Below are 14,527 nucleotides of genomic sequence, written 5' to 3'. Positions count from 1 at the left end.
TATTGGAAATTAATTCTAATAAAAAAACCGCCTCAAATTTTAATATTGAGACGGCTTCTTTTTATTCTTCTAATTTAGATGAAAGTTCAAACCAGCGTTCTTCTTTTTCTGCTAACGATTCAATGATTTTTTGCAACTCTACTCCTTTTGCAATCATATCGGCATCAGCAACTTTTCCGTTTGAAAAATCGTCTTCGATCTGTTTCTTCTTATATTCTAAATCTTTTATTTCTCGTTCAATTTTAGAAAATTCTTTTTGTTCGTTGAAATTCAATCCCGATTTTTTAGGCTGACTGTCTTTCCAATTTACTTTTTCTTTAGGCGTATCGTCTTTTGCAGGTTCTGCAGAATCCTCATACGATCTAAAATCGGAATAGTTACCCGGAAAATCTTCGATCTCTCCTTCGCCACGGAAAACAAACAAGTGATCTACAATTTTATCCATAAAATAACGATCGTGCGAAACTACCAATAAACATCCTGGATAATCTAACAAAAAGTTTTCTAATACGTTTAAAGTTACAATATCCAAATCGTTGGTTGGCTCATCAAGAATCAAGAAATTAGGATTTTGAATTAAAACCGTACACAAATACAATCGTTTTAATTCGCCACCACTTAATTTCTCAACAAAATCGTGCTGTTTTTTTCTGTCGAATAAAAATCGTTCCAACAACTGTCCTGCCGAAATAGTTCTGCCTTTTGTCAGTGGAATGTATTCGCCGTATTCTTTAATAATATCGATAACCTTTTGCTCGGGTTTTGGGTTGATGCCGCTTTGTGTGTAGTAACCCACTTTAATGGTATCGCCAATGACCACTTTACCAGAATCGGGCTGAAGCGTTTGTGTTAGAATATTTAAAAAAGTTGATTTTCCTGTTCCGTTTTTACCAATAATCCCAATACGTTCGCCACGATTAAACAGATAATCGAAGTTTTTCATGATTACTTTGTTAGGAAAAGCCAACGAAACATTGTGCAGTTCAATGATTTTAGACCCCATACGTTCCATATTGATCTCCAACTCTAAAACATGCTCTTTACGTCGGGAATTTGCCTTGTCTTTGATTACATAGAAATCGTCTTGGCGCGATTTTGACTTGGTGGTACGTGCCTTTGGCTGGCGACGCATCCAATCTAATTCTTTTACGAAAAGATTTTTTGCTTTATCGATCGATGCGTTTTCAGAAGCAATACGTTCTTCTTTCTTTTGCAGATAGTACGAATAATTTCCTTTATATTGATAAATTTTTCCGTTATCTAGTTCAATAATTTCGTTACACACACGCTCTAAGAAGAAACGGTCGTGTGTAACCATAAATAAGGTAATGTTTTCTTTGGCAAAGTAATCTTCTAACCATTCAATCATTTCCAAATCTAGGTGGTTGGTAGGCTCATCTAAAATCAATAGATCGGGTTTATTAATTAAAATAATTGCCAATGCCAAACGCTTACGTTGCCCACCCGACATGTTTTTAACTTTAAGCTTTAGGTCTTCGAGTTTTAATTTATATAGAATTTGCTTGTATTGGGTTTCAAAATCCCATGCGTTGTATTGATCCATTTGATCAAAAGCGTTTTGATATGCTTCTTGATCGTCCATGTTTTCCAACGCTTTTTCGTATCGTTCAATAACTTTTAAAATTTCGTTATCGGATGCAAAAATGCTTTCTTCAACCGTTAATTCGTCTTGTAATTGAGGATCTTGCGATAAAAACTCCATTCGAATTCCCTTACGAATCACAACCTGCCCTGTATCTGGAAAATCTAATCCGTTAATAATACTCAATATGGTTGATTTTCCTGATCCGTTTTTGGCTACAAATGCAATTTTCTGGTCTTTGTTGATTCCGAACGACACCCCTTCAAAAAGCGTACGCGCGCCAAAAGATTTTGATATATTTTCTACTGAAAGATAATTCATGTTTTATTTCTTGATTGGCAAAAATACGGTTTTTTAACTTAGTAAAGCAACAACTGTTTATTCCCACAAATGCACAGATAAATTTATTAATCTATCCCTTTTAGAAAAGGATAACAATGAAAAAAGGTTGCGTAACAGCAACCTTCTTCAACTAAATATAAAAACATAAAATGATTATCGGAAAGATTACACCAAGTTTTAGTTTTATCGTCAGTGTCATGCTGAACTTGTTTCAGCATCTCACAAGATAAATAATGATGAGATTCCGTGTCAAGCACGGAATGACACACAGTGTATAGAAAAAAATGTTTTCAATATTTAATTTATGATACATTAATAAATATTTTGGTACAAAGTTCCAGATAATCATTTAACATAATTATGAAAAATTCTTTTTAACTGCGCACCAGTTTTGCAACGTTTTCTAACAATTGTGGCTGATCGTCTAAAGCGATTTTTGCCACTGCGTAAAATTCGCTAACCCATTTAGTAACGGCATCAAAGGCTTTGTTTTTGTCTTGAGTTGCCTGTTGGCTTTCGCCTTTTTCGCGAATATAGTCGGCGTATGCCTGCTGTGTCTGCGTGATATTTGCCAGCTGATTGGTAACGTGCTGTGCTGTAATTTTTAATCGTTCATCTTGTGTTACTCATTACTAATTCTATATAACTCACATTTATAGTGCTTTAAATTAACTTTTTATTTTGTTTTTTGCAACTTTTTATAAAAAAACCGCAACTGGTGAGGTTGCGGGGTGATAATAATATTAATTTTACTACAAATTTCTTCCAATTTTTTTCAAAATGGAAATCATATCTTCAGTCGAGTTTTTTAGATTTAAATAATATAGAGCTAAAGAATGTGATAAATGTCTATTACTTGGATGTTTTAAAACCACTATTTTTTCTTTTACGTTTGGATCTAAATTAGATAAGAATAAATTACCATATAAAGTAGAATCAATATTTTGGCAAAAACAAAAAATATCAATATTTTTATTTTCATTAAATAAGTCATTAACTATCTCAGCATTTTTAATAATATCTTCGTCAATATCATTTTTATTAACTGTATAAGTTTCTTCAAATTTAGCCTTACTTGAGGCAAAGTAATTAGAAATATTCATGGATACGATTTTACTTGAATCATTATCTATTTTCGATTTTATAAGATTAATTATTTCTTTTGTTCTGCCAGCAAAGAAAAGAAAATCCTTTTTTTCAGTTTTACCTGGATTAATACCAATTAATATAGTAATGATATCTTCGTTTACTTTTTCCCAATCAGTATTATAAACAAAATCTTTTTTAGATTGATTTAAATTTTTTACTCTTTCTAATTGTTTTTTAAGAATTTCTTTAACTCCCATATCTTTATTTTTTTAAACTATCAAATAATTCTATAGCTATAGCTTCTGCTTCATTTACCATATCATTTCCTAACGAAGAAGTCATTTTAAATCCAATCCCTGCAGCAATTGCCTGTCCTACAAAAGGAATCCATTTAGAAACTGATTTAGTAGCAGTGGCTGCAACAAATCTTTTTAAAATAATCATTATTGCCTCTTTACCTAAATACTTTGCGGCATATTGAGAAGCTTTACCTAAGACTGCTTTAATTTTTGACGAATCAGGTAAATCTAAAAAAGTTTTATAAAACTCTTGTTGTTCTTTATTTAATCCGTAGATATTTGTTATATCATTACCCATTTTTAAAAGCAAGCCTACATCAACAGAAACATCTAGCCCAGGAATAGGATTTAAACCATTTGCAGCAGATAAAGCGGCATATCTTGAGACTAATTTATCTGCAACTATTCGTTTTTCCTTGATCATTTTCTTCGATGTAGCATTTACATCAGCAATAAAACGTTCTTGTTTTATCTTATTAAGGCTTTTTGCAATATCATTTAATAATTTATCAAGATCATATTCTAAAGGATAGTCCGCTGACGTTAAGTAGAGACCTTTAATTTTAGTACCTTCTAAATTTTTTGAAAGATCATTGTAAAGACTTACTAAAGTTTCACTTTCTGATATTCCTCTTTTTTTAGCTCTTTCTATAGAAAAATCAACTTTTGTTCTAACTGTAAATACAGCAATATTCAATTTTGAAACTTCATTAATTAAAAATAAGTCATCTTCATAAAATCGCTCTGCTGTAACTAATATAACACAATCTAAATCTTTAATTTTCAAATCGTTTATATAAGTTTCTTTTGGAAAATTATTTGTTCCACAGCCTGGTAAATCGTAAAATAATAACCCTTTATGTTCATAAGGTTTACCAATTTCCATTGTTGTTTCTACTTCTCCTACTTTTGAAACCTCTTCTCCTACAATTGCATTAATTAAAGAAGATTTCCCTGTTCCACTGCGTCCAATAATCCCGCATTTAACTTTAGCTGCATGAAATGTATCTAATTCTTTTTTGAATTTAGATAATTGATCTGTTATACTCCCTAAATCAAAATTTGTGTTTGACATATTTTATAAAATTTTAAAATTAATTACTCATAAGGTCTTTTGTTTCTAAAAAAGCCCTCAACTTATTTTTATTCTTACCTAACCTCTTCCACACTCACAAATCCCGGATTTAAAGCGAAATTTGCTTTAAGATCAATACCATAAATACGTAAAAAAGAGTTATTAATAGCTTCGGTTCCCGGACCGTTTCCGTCCCACGGAATGCCAAAATGGGTAAATTGTAAGGTCATGCCTTTTTCTATGATGCTGCCATCGGGCAGGCGTTCGGTTTTTGTAATAGTTGCTTTGTATAGTGGCATGGTTTAGGTTTAATTGTTTATTTAGCTTCGCTCCGTTCGGACTTTGTCCTCGGGTGTTGAATTGTTTATTTGTTTATTCGTTTACAACTCCCTAACCCTCCTCAAGGAGGGAATTATTTTGTACATATATCTCGACTTCGCTCGATATGACAAAATTGTGTTTCATCTATTCTCTCTATACAACTTTAATGCTTTCTGGTGTTCTTGTTTTACTTCTTGTCGCAATGTTTTTGGTTGTAACACTTCTACCAGCGATCCGTATTTAAGTACTTGTTGTTTTAATTCAAAATTGGGTTTTACCAAAAGTTGTATTGTAAATTCGGTTTCGTTATCGGCAAGTTGCTGTTGCAACCTGTGTATGGGTACCGATTGTACATAGCTTTTTTGACTTGGATGAAACCGTAACACTACTTTTTCTACAGGCTGTTTGTCACTGTTTGTTAATCCTACCACATTGCGGAAAAGCTGTTTTACTTTATCTATATCGGCTTTGAATTTTTTAGCGGTTAGTTCTAAATCTTGAATACGCTCTAACGCAAACGCTTTATACGTTTTGTTATGTTCGGCAATAATGTACCAGCGGTTTTGATATTGTTTTAAAAACAACGGCTTGGTTTCGTATAATTCAGACTTATTTTTTACGTAAGACTGATACCTGAACTTGATCTTCTGCTTCTTTTGCGTGGCTGTTAACACCTCTTCAAAAACATTGTGAAACATAGAACTAGGCTGATTTTCAAACTCTAAATACGTAAGATACTTTGTGTTTTCCGAAAACAAACCGCTTACCGAACTTGCCGTAATCATTTCCTGCATTAACTGTAAAAACCTGTTGGTTTCATGGTGTGCATCGTTAGCATCGTCTATAAAATAGCCTTTGTTTACGTTGCAATACGTAATGGGCATGTTGTAGCCGTCTATCAATGCTTTGCGGTCGCGGTAAAAAGTTCGGTCGGTAATCTTTATTTCCATCTCTTCAAACAATTTTATTATATCGTTCATAGACGGATAGTGCCTATCTGCAATCCATTTTACAAAATAATAATACCGTATGTAGGGCGATTTTTGTTTCATTTTGTTACTACTTCTGCAAACATATTGTTGCTCACTGACAAAACGTGTCAGTGATTTTGCATTTTTTTTCGTTTTTTTGTAAATCTATCTTTAAACAGGTAATTGTTTAACTATTATTGGGTGAACTGCCTTGTTTTTTGAGTGAATGATTTCTATAAACGTAACAACTGCTGAAATTGCTTATGTAATTCCGGATAGTTTGCAGACAGTCGTAAGCATTTGTTCAAATAATCTTGCGATTTTACGGTATTATTTTCGGCTAAATAGCACAATGATTTAAGATAATAACTGCTTAAAAGCGCTGTAGTATTTGCTGATTGCTTAAAGATAAGCTCTATGTTGAAACTGATGATTTTTCTTGCTTCGGTAAACTGGTTGGTGCAATAAAGAAGTGTTGCATAGGCGTCGTTAAACATATAGTTTTCTTGATAGTGCGGATGCTGTTTTACAAGGAGCAATGCCAAAGCAAATTCTTTGTTTTCAGTTAACTGATTAATCTTTTGTGTAAGTGCATGTACTGTCATAAGCTAAAAAAAGAATCCTAACAATTAACATTATAAATGCATTGATAAATATTGCGGTTTACATTTTTTATGGTTAATAAGGGTTCTTATGTGTTTAAATTTTGTTTTATATACAAAAGTAAATACTGTAGCTTTTTTGTATCACAAAATTGGGTGAATGCCCTGTTTTATTGAGTGAATGGAGATTTTTGGATAATTATTTTATTACATCCCCCTTAATCCCCCTTCAAAGGGGGAATTAGAATTAGTATCGAATGTCCCCTTGAGGGGACTTTAGGGGTGTTATTAAATATCTTTTTTTAAGATTTCAATGGTTTGATTAAGCATTAAAAGAACACTAAACATTTCGTTTTTAATCTGAGCGTCTGTAAATCGAATAAATTTTAATCCGTATTTTTCTAATCTACCTTGACGTTTAGCATCGTATTCGTATTTAAATTCGTGGCTATTTCCATCTATTTCAATCACTAACATTAATTCATGACAGTAAAAATCTACAATATAATCAAGCATAGGAACTTGCCTGTGAAATTGAAAATCATAAGCATTCTGTTTAATATTTTGCCACAACAAAACTTCCGCAAGTGTGCTGTTATTTCTAAGATAACGAGCATACTCTTTAAGTTTAGGATTATATGGAATGATTTTATTGCGCATAATATAAAAATAGTGTTTTTTAGTTAACATCCCCCTTCAAAGGGTGAATTGAAATTAGCATCGAATGTCCCCTTGAGGGCACTTTAGGGGTGTTTAGTGTTAGTATTAAGAATCTGTCATCTTTGGAAAGAATGATTGCTAGTGAGTTTCACAACACCTCCCTAACCCTCCTCAAGGAGGGAATTGGGGTATAAATGTCTTTAGTTTCGTTTAATATGAAAAAGATTACGCTTAATGTTTTACTTCAACTTTATTTACATCCCCCTAAATCCTCCTTCAAAGGGGGAATTTGCAACCTCTATTATATTTGTCTACAAATAAATAATTACCTGCGTGCCTTTGTTTGAAGAATTAATTTCGATTGGTTTTTGAAGTTTTTTCTGTGTAAGATCTAATCGAGTTTGCACAATGGAGATTCCTTTGGACTGATGTATTGTTCCTGTTTTTTGCTGATAACCTATACCGTTATCTGTAATTGTAATTTTTATTGATTGATCTTCTTTTTCGATTTTAAGTTCGATTTCGGGCTTTAAAACCGATGGCGGAAAAGCATGTACAATAGCGTTTTCTACAAATGGCTGTAATAGTAATGGTGCAATTCTTACCTGTGTACTATCTATATCCTCGGATATGTTTTCGGTAAAAACAATAGAATGTTCTGCACGCAGATTTTCAATTTCTACATATTGTTTCAAGTACGCAATTTCATCGTAGATTGTGATGTCTTTTTTGTCGGAATACTCTAAAGTTGTGCGCACCAAAGCAGAAAATCGCTCCAAATAGTACAGTGCGTTATCTACATCTTTACAGATAATAAAATATTGAATGGAACTTAACACATTGAATAGAAAATGAGAATTCATCTGACTTTTAAGCGCCTGTAATTTTACATCGGCCAATTGTTTATCAAACAAAAGTTCCTTTTTTTCCTGCTGATTCTGCAATTCAATAACTGCCAGTTTCTGTGTTTGCTTTTGTTTTAAATAATTTATTCTAATTCTGTAGGCGGCATACGTAAAACCGGAAATCAGCAAAATACACCCTGTTAAAAACCACCACGAATAGTAAAATGGCGGTTTAATATTGATTTTAATCAGTGTTTTGTTCGCAACTGTTCCGGTATCTTCGTTATAAATCTGCAATTCCACATTGTAAAAACCATGGTTCAAATAGTTTAAACTCAACTGATTTTCAGTAGTTAATTCCTGCCAAGGTTCCGATGGTTTAAAACGGAATTTAAACTGTAATTTATCGGGATATTTAGCATTTTGAACTTGAAAATTCAAACGGATATTATTCTCATTATACGATAATTCTATCTGATTATTGCTGTAATTTTCATCAGATATTCGATTGTTGTTTACAAATACATCTGTAACTGAAAGTGTATTATCAAAAGATCTGTTTTTTAGAAAATAATCATTATTCAATATAAAAAATCCTTCTTTTGTTCCTACAAACAATTGCTCCTTGTTATCAGCCGCAGACAAACTGTTATAATTGGTGAAACCTTGTGCTTTATCAATAAAAAAGTAGGTATTTCCTTTAAAAACATTCAGCCCTAAATTGGTTGCTACATATAAAATTCCGTTTATTTCATGTACAAAATTGGTAGTGCTTCCTTTAATTTTATTGTACGGAATATGTTTTTCGATTTTAACTTTATGCTGTGAAACATCTAAAACAAACACATCATTATAATCTGTAACAACGACTAATTTTTCATCTTTTTTGATACAAATACGCTTAATTTTAGGTTCTGTAAACGATTTATCCAACAAAAACGAACTAAATTTCCCGTTTTTAAATTCGTACAAACCACTTAATGCCGATGCAAAATAAACTGCATTTTTTGTTTGTGCTATGGATACAATTTCGGCAGGAATTTCAGGGTTTTTCCAATCGTGAAAATAGTCGTACTTAAATTGGTTGAGATCCTTAAAAATTCGCACACCGGCATACGGAACCGCTGCAATTAAATCGTTGTTAAAAAAGGTAAAATAGTAAACGTGAACTGGGTAATAATTTGATATTTCTCCGTTTAAAGTCAGCTTAAAAAAACCAATGTTGGTATTTACCCACAAGTTGTTTTTATGAATTTGAGAGCTATAAAAAATAATTTTATCGGCGGGTGTGCTGTAATCAATCGGATAAAAATGATTTTGAATAATCGCTTGTTTGCTGTATTTTGAAGGATTTTGCTGTTGGAAATTTTTAAATGCGCTTTTAGAAAGATGTTTTATTTCGATGTTGTTTTGATAGATCGAAAAACCGCTGTTGTGAAAAACATATTCTTTTTGATTATCAACCGCAATTGCAGCTACTTCTTTCAGCTTCTTTTGATGATAAACCGGCGCGTTCAGGTTTATTTCTGCCAAACCGTTGTTTTGTGAACCAAGATACAAAAGCTGATTTTTTTTATCGAAAGCAATGCTTTTAAAATCGGTAAACGGAATATTAAATTCGGTAGTTTTATCAATAAAATAATTGTCTTCAAACTTAAAAACACCGCCTTTATTTTCAACAATTCCAGACGAAACCAAATACATTTGATTGTTAACCGACAAAAACTTGTGTGCGCTATTTACATTAAACGTACTGGTAATTTTAAATGAATGAACATCTAACTCAAACAAATTATCTTGCGTACCTATAAAAAGTCGATTGTTGAAAACAAAACTTGAAAACGTTTTTTTTAGATTAGAAACCTGTACGAGCTTTTGTGGCGTAACTTCAAAAATTCCATTATTTACTGTTGTTGCATATACTTTATTATGTATGGTAAAAAAGCTTGTAACGTTCAAAAAATAATCGGGATGATGTTCAAATTCAGGATTTTTAATGGAAAAATCTTTGGTTGATATAATGGAAACTCCGTTTAAAGTTCCTGCGTAAATTTTATTGTTGTGATAAAAAAGTGAACGAACGCGATCATTAATTAATCCGTTTTTTTCGTTAATCAGTCGGCTTGTTTTTTTGTTGAAATATAAAATTCCCTGACCAAAACCGGCAACCCACATACCTTTTTTGGTATCTTGACAAATATCAAAAACATTATTGAATTTATATTTTACGGCTTCGGGCACATTTTTATACGATCTTCCGTTTCTTATAACCAAACCCGCGCGTGAACCCAGCCATAAATTTCCGTCTGCATCAACAAAACCCGCCTGAATGTTATTGGAAATTAAACCGTTGTTGGCAGTGTGAATTTTGGTATCGACAAATTGCGCCTGAATAAACTGCGCGCAAAGAAAAATACAGAATGTAATTAAAATCCTCATAAAAACATTTTTCTGATCGCTTCTTTATAAGTTGCAGAAACAGGAATTTTCTGTATTTCCTCACCGTTTTGATTGATTACCAACAGATTTTTATCTTTTTCAAAATGCGAAACATGATTCATATTTACAATGAACGATCGGTGTACCCGTTGAAACAACTGCTGCGGAAGTTTCTTTTCCAAATCGCCCAACGTTCTGCTTAAAATATGTTTGGTTTTATCGTTTTTTAAATAAATTTCGCAATAATTATCATCGGCTTTGCAAAAAGTAACATCTTCTAACTTTATAAGCGTTCGTTTATTTTGTAACGTGTTCGCTAACTTTAAGTACTTTTTTTGGATGTTTTTTTCTTGATAACGTTCAAAAATCTTCAATAATTTTTCGCGTTCTAATGGCTTTTGCAAGTATCCGAAACAACCAATTTCGTTAACCGATTTCTCCAAAAACTGCGAATAAGCAGTAACAAAAACTACTTCAAAACTGTCTTTATTTACTTTATTGAACAATTCAAAACCGCTAGCTTCGGGCATTTCAATATCTAAAAAAACCAAATCGGGCAAATAGGTTTCAATAGCCAACGTGCCTTCTTTTACAGAATTGCACAAAATCATTTCAAACCGATTGTTTGGAAACAAAATATTTATGTAGCCCTTTAAAACTTCGCGCGCTTTAGGTTCATCGTCAATAATTACCAAAACCAAGTTATTCATAATTTTTTTTGATTATAAGGTTTATGGAGTGATTAATACTTTTTCACGTACTTTAAATTCAATCCGTTCATAGCATTTGGCTGTAAATTGTGTACATTTTTCTGTGTAAATCTCGCTACTTTATCGTAAAAAAGGATAATTACCGGAACTTGCTGCGCCGTTATGGCATCCATTTGTTGATACAATTCGGTACGCTTTTCATCGTCAACGGTATTTAATGCCTGCTGATATAAATTATCGTACGTAGTATTTTTAAAATGCGTATAATTTGGTCCGTTTGGTGTAAAGTTTTTACTGTAAAATAACGACAGATAATTCTCTGCATCAGGATAATCAGCAATCCAACTTCCTCTAAAAAACGATAATTTATTCGTAGCAATTGCCTGGCGAAGTGTACTTGGCGGCATAACATCAATCTTGACTTTTATCCCCAATCTTTCCCATTCGCGTTGTAAATATTCGGCAATATCCAAATATGTATTATTAGTGCTTAAGGTAATCTCAATGGGTAATTTTCGGTTTTTTTTGACTTGATTAATCAGTTCTTTTGCTTTGGTTGGATTATAAAGCGGATCTTTAGCCGACTGAAAACCGGGTAATCCGTTAGGAATCATTCCGTTTACTTTTCCGTCGCCCATACCGTTTCGCAGATAAGCAACCAATTTTGTTCGATCAAACCCATGATTCAATGCCTGCCGAATTCGAATATCGTTCATTAAAGGATCGTTCATATTAAAACCCAAATATTCGGTATTCAAATACGGACCGGTAAGCATTTTTATTTTGTTTTGATATTTCTCTTGAAGCTTTCCGTTAGGCTGTAATAATTCGTCTTTATACGAAGGATCCAATCCAGAAATCATATCAATTTTCCCTTGAATAAACTGCATAAAACCACTTTGCTTATCGGGCAGAAAAGTAATCGCAATACTTTCTAAATAGGGCAATCTTTTTCCCGATACATCTTTTTCGTGATAATTAGGATTTTTTCTTAAAACCAACTTCACATTTTCTTCCCAAATTTTAAACTGAAAAGGTCCCGTTCCAATAGGATTCGATCTAAAATCAATCGATTTGTCTTCGGTAATTTCTTTAGGAACCACCGACGCGTATTTCATAGAAAGCAAACTTAAAAAAGCAGGAAACGGATTTTTTAAATCAATCTTAAAAACCGAATCATTCACCGCTCTATAACTGTTCACATGCTGAAAAACCCATGTTCCAGGCGAAGCCAAATCTTCACTCAACACTCGGTTAAAGCTGTATTCAAAATCGTAAGCTGTCACCAATCGGGTACTGTCTTTCCCAAAATTTATGTGTTTGTGAAAGTAAACATCGTTGCGAAGGATAAATTCGTATTGCATTCCATTTTCTGAAATTACCCAACTTTTAGCAATATCTGGCGCAACTTGTAATGAATCATCTAACTGAACCAAACCGTTAAACAACTGAGTACAAGGCCATATAATTGCCATGTTTCTTGCAAAAGCAGGATCTAATGTCTGAATATTTGCACTTTCATTATATCTAAATACATCGTTTTCACTAAACGCACGTTCTTCTTTAACACAACCAACTAAAAATAAAATACTTATAAAAAAAAGTAGTGAACCAAACCTATATTTCATCAAACCAAAATTTGTTCGTAAATTTGCCAATTGCCAACCGCAGTTATGCAGTTAGTAAAGATAAATGAATTTTTACACTACTTGTAGTTATGATAATGGAAAACCGAAAAAAAGTAGCGTTTTATACCTTGGGATGCAAACTGAATTTTTCAGAAACATCTACTATTGCCCGCAGTTTTAACGATGAAGGATTTGATCGTGTTGATTTTGAGGAAACTGCAGATATTTATGTAATTAACACTTGTTCGGTTACCGAAAATGCCGATAAACAGTTTAAACAGATTGTAAAAAAGGCGTTAAAAAGCAACGATAAAGCTTTTATTGCTGCCGTGGGTTGTTATGCCCAGTTAAAACCTGAAGAATTGGCTGCTGTTGACGGCGTTGATTTGGTTTTGGGAGCTACCGAAAAATTTAAATTGACCGATTATATAAACGATCTTTCTAAAAATGATATGGGCGAAATTCACTCTTGCGAGATTGAAGAAGCCGATTTTTATGTAGGAAGTTATTCTATTGGCGACAGAACCCGAGCGTTTTTAAAGGTTCAAGACGGTTGCGATTACAAATGTACCTATTGCACTATTCCTTTAGCGCGCGGAATTTCTCGTTCGGATACTATGGAAAATGTGATGAAAAATGCACAGGAAATTTCTCAAAAAGGCATTAAAGAAATCGTACTTACAGGCGTGAATGTCGGCGATTACGGTAAAGGTGAGTTTGGAAACAAAAAGCACGAGCATACCTTTTTTGAATTGGTCCAGGCTTTAGATACAGTCGAAGGAATAGAGCGTTTGCGTATTTCGTCTATCGAACCTAATCTTTTAAAAAACGAAACCATTGAATTTGTGTCGAAAAGTAAAACATTCGTGCCACATTTTCATATTCCTTTGCAGTCGGGATCGAACACTATTTTAAAGAAAATGAAACGCCGCTATTTGCGTGAATTGTATGTTGAACGTGTTGCCAAAATTCGAGAAGTAATGCCAAATGCCTGTATTGGTGTTGATGTTATTGTTGGATTTCCCGGCGAAACCGATGAATTATTTTTAGAAACTTATAATTTCTTAAGCGATTTAGACATTTCTTATTTACACGTTTTCACTTATTCTGAACGTGATAATACGGAAGCGGTTGATTTTGATGGAATTGTTTCTGCTAATGTTCGATCTAAACGTAGTAAAATGTTACGCGGATTATCGGTTAAAAAACGTCGAGCTTTTTATGAAAAAGAGTTAAATACAAACCACACTGTTTTGTTTGAAAGCGAAAATAAAGAAGGATACATTCATGGATTCACCGAAAATTACGTAAAAGTGAAAACACCTTGGAACCCTGAATTAGTAAACACGCTACACGATATCACTCTAACAAAAATAGATGAAGACGGCATAGTACGATTCAATTTTGTGAAAGAATTAGTTTAAATATTAACTCCTGCATTTGTAGGAGTTTTTTTATTTTTAATTGGGGCAATCCCTTCCGCTTACGCTGCAGGTCGGGCTTTCACGAGTCGCTTTTTGTTGTCCTTCGTCAGGCTCAGGGATCAACAAAAGAGCTCCAACAAGCGCTCTATCCCTATTGCGGTTTGATGCTAGATGTTGAATGTTGGATGTTGGTTTGCTCACGTTTAATCTCAATCCTTTTAAAATCTATGCAATCTGTGGTCAAAAAGTAAATTGCGTCGGGCTTTAGCCCGATGTTACCAAACAATGTAGAATAGGCTTTAGCCAAACTTTTACCGTATAATGTAATTGTATCATTTGCTATCTGTGCTATCTGTAGTGAAAACGTTTAAAGTTAGATGTAGGGTGATCGATGCTGGAAGTTTATTTATCTCGTTAAAAGAAAATCCGTGAACATCTGTGTAATCTGTGGTTAATAAAAAGTCCCTTACATTTCTGTAAAGGACTTCTCAAAAAAAGGCGGCGACACGAGCCTTGCGA

General features: G+C 33.1%; 11 protein-coding genes. 1 reads left to right on the top strand and 10 read right to left on the bottom strand.

Features of this window, described 5'->3' with window-relative positions; genetic code table 11:
* Positions 1 to 61: 61 nt before the first annotated feature.
* The 10 genes from EG242_RS14005 to EG242_RS13960 form a co-directional block, all read right to left on the bottom strand.
* On the bottom strand, positions 62 to 1,924 hold the full coding sequence (locus EG242_RS14005; protein WP_124900485.1) for an ABC-F family ATP-binding cassette domain-containing protein: 1,863 nt from the start codon (positions 1,922 to 1,924) through the stop codon (positions 62 to 64).
* Positions 1,925 to 2,697: 773 nt separating this feature from the next.
* On the bottom strand, positions 2,698 to 3,291 hold the full coding sequence (locus EG242_RS14000) for a hypothetical protein (protein WP_124900484.1): 594 nt from the start codon (positions 3,289 to 3,291) through the stop codon (positions 2,698 to 2,700).
* 4 nt (positions 3,292 to 3,295) lie between these two features.
* Positions 3,296 to 4,408: a GTPase gene (locus EG242_RS13995; RefSeq protein WP_124900483.1), complete on the bottom strand. Its 1,113-nt coding sequence runs from the start codon at positions 4,406 to 4,408 to the stop codon at positions 3,296 to 3,298.
* Positions 4,409 to 4,482: 74 nt separating this feature from the next.
* Entirely contained in the window at positions 4,483 to 4,707 is a 225-nt protein-coding gene (locus EG242_RS13990; protein ID WP_124900482.1) for a DUF6140 family protein, read from the bottom strand.
* 162 nt (positions 4,708 to 4,869) lie between these two features.
* Positions 4,870 to 5,781: a helix-turn-helix transcriptional regulator gene (locus tag EG242_RS13985; protein ID WP_124900481.1), complete on the bottom strand. Its 912-nt coding sequence runs from the start codon at positions 5,779 to 5,781 to the stop codon at positions 4,870 to 4,872.
* A 152-nt stretch (positions 5,782 to 5,933) separates the two neighbouring features.
* A complete protein-coding gene (locus EG242_RS13980) occupies positions 5,934 to 6,305 on the bottom strand; it encodes a hypothetical protein (RefSeq protein WP_124900480.1) in 372 nt (123 codons plus the stop codon).
* A gap of 285 nt (positions 6,306 to 6,590) precedes the next feature.
* Positions 6,591 to 6,962 carry an endonuclease domain-containing protein gene (locus tag EG242_RS13975; RefSeq protein WP_124900479.1) on the bottom strand — a complete coding sequence of 124 codons (372 nt, stop codon included), beginning with the start codon at positions 6,960 to 6,962 and terminating at the stop codon, positions 6,591 to 6,593.
* Positions 6,963 to 7,273: 311 nt separating this feature from the next.
* Positions 7,274 to 10,246, bottom strand: coding sequence for a sensor histidine kinase (locus tag EG242_RS13970; RefSeq protein ID WP_124900478.1), 2,973 nt, complete (start codon positions 10,244 to 10,246; stop codon positions 7,274 to 7,276).
* The gene (locus EG242_RS13965; protein ID WP_124900477.1) at positions 10,243 to 10,956 is read right to left on the bottom strand and encodes a LytR/AlgR family response regulator transcription factor; all 714 of its coding nucleotides are present in this window, start codon (positions 10,954 to 10,956) and stop codon (positions 10,243 to 10,245) included. The genes EG242_RS13970 and EG242_RS13965 overlap by 4 nt, the downstream gene beginning before the upstream one ends.
* 32 nt (positions 10,957 to 10,988) lie before the next feature.
* Entirely contained in the window at positions 10,989 to 12,584 is a 1,596-nt protein-coding gene (locus tag EG242_RS13960; RefSeq protein ID WP_124900476.1) for an ABC transporter substrate-binding protein, read from the bottom strand.
* A gap of 95 nt (positions 12,585 to 12,679) precedes the next feature.
* On the opposite strand from EG242_RS13960, the gene mtaB reads away from it, so the two are divergent.
* On the top strand, positions 12,680 to 14,008 hold the full coding sequence (mtaB, locus tag EG242_RS13955) for a tRNA (N(6)-L-threonylcarbamoyladenosine(37)-C(2))-methylthiotransferase MtaB (RefSeq protein ID WP_124900475.1): 1,329 nt from the start codon (positions 12,680 to 12,682) through the stop codon (positions 14,006 to 14,008).
* Positions 14,009 to 14,527 lie beyond the last annotated feature (519 nt).

This window comes from Paenimyroides viscosum, assembly GCF_003858535.1.
In the GTDB taxonomy this organism is placed as follows: Bacteria; Bacteroidota; Bacteroidia; order Flavobacteriales; family Flavobacteriaceae; genus Flavobacterium; species Flavobacterium viscosum.
This window is presented reverse-complemented; position numbering and strand designations above follow the sequence as displayed.

Excerpts from the sequence above, each read along its gene's own strand:
- EG242_RS13965 (WP_124900477.1), bottom strand. The coding sequence starts at position 10,956 with ATGAATAACTTGGTTTTGGTAATTATTGACGATGAACCTAAAGCGCGC.
- EG242_RS13990 (WP_124900482.1), bottom strand. The coding sequence starts at position 4,707 with ATGCCACTATACAAAGCAACTATTACAAAAACCGAACGCCTGCCCGAT.
- EG242_RS13985 (WP_124900481.1), bottom strand. The coding sequence starts at position 5,781 with ATGAAACAAAAATCGCCCTACATACGGTATTATTATTTTGTAAAATGG.
- EG242_RS13960 (WP_124900476.1), bottom strand. The coding sequence starts at position 12,584 with ATGAAATATAGGTTTGGTTCACTACTTTTTTTTATAAGTATTTTATTT.
- EG242_RS13980 (WP_124900480.1), bottom strand. The coding sequence starts at position 6,305 with ATGACAGTACATGCACTTACACAAAAGATTAATCAGTTAACTGAAAAC.
- EG242_RS13995 (WP_124900483.1), bottom strand. The coding sequence starts at position 4,408 with ATGTCAAACACAAATTTTGATTTAGGGAGTATAACAGATCAATTATCT.
- EG242_RS14005 (WP_124900485.1), bottom strand. The coding sequence starts at position 1,924 with ATGAATTATCTTTCAGTAGAAAATATATCAAAATCTTTTGGCGCGCGT.
- EG242_RS13975 (WP_124900479.1), bottom strand. The coding sequence starts at position 6,962 with ATGCGCAATAAAATCATTCCATATAATCCTAAACTTAAAGAGTATGCT.
- EG242_RS14000 (WP_124900484.1), bottom strand. The coding sequence starts at position 3,291 with ATGGGAGTTAAAGAAATTCTTAAAAAACAATTAGAAAGAGTAAAAAAT.
- mtaB (WP_124900475.1), top strand. The coding sequence starts at position 12,680 with ATGGAAAACCGAAAAAAAGTAGCGTTTTATACCTTGGGATGCAAACTG.
- EG242_RS13970 (WP_124900478.1), bottom strand. The coding sequence starts at position 10,246 with ATGAGGATTTTAATTACATTCTGTATTTTTCTTTGCGCGCAGTTTATT.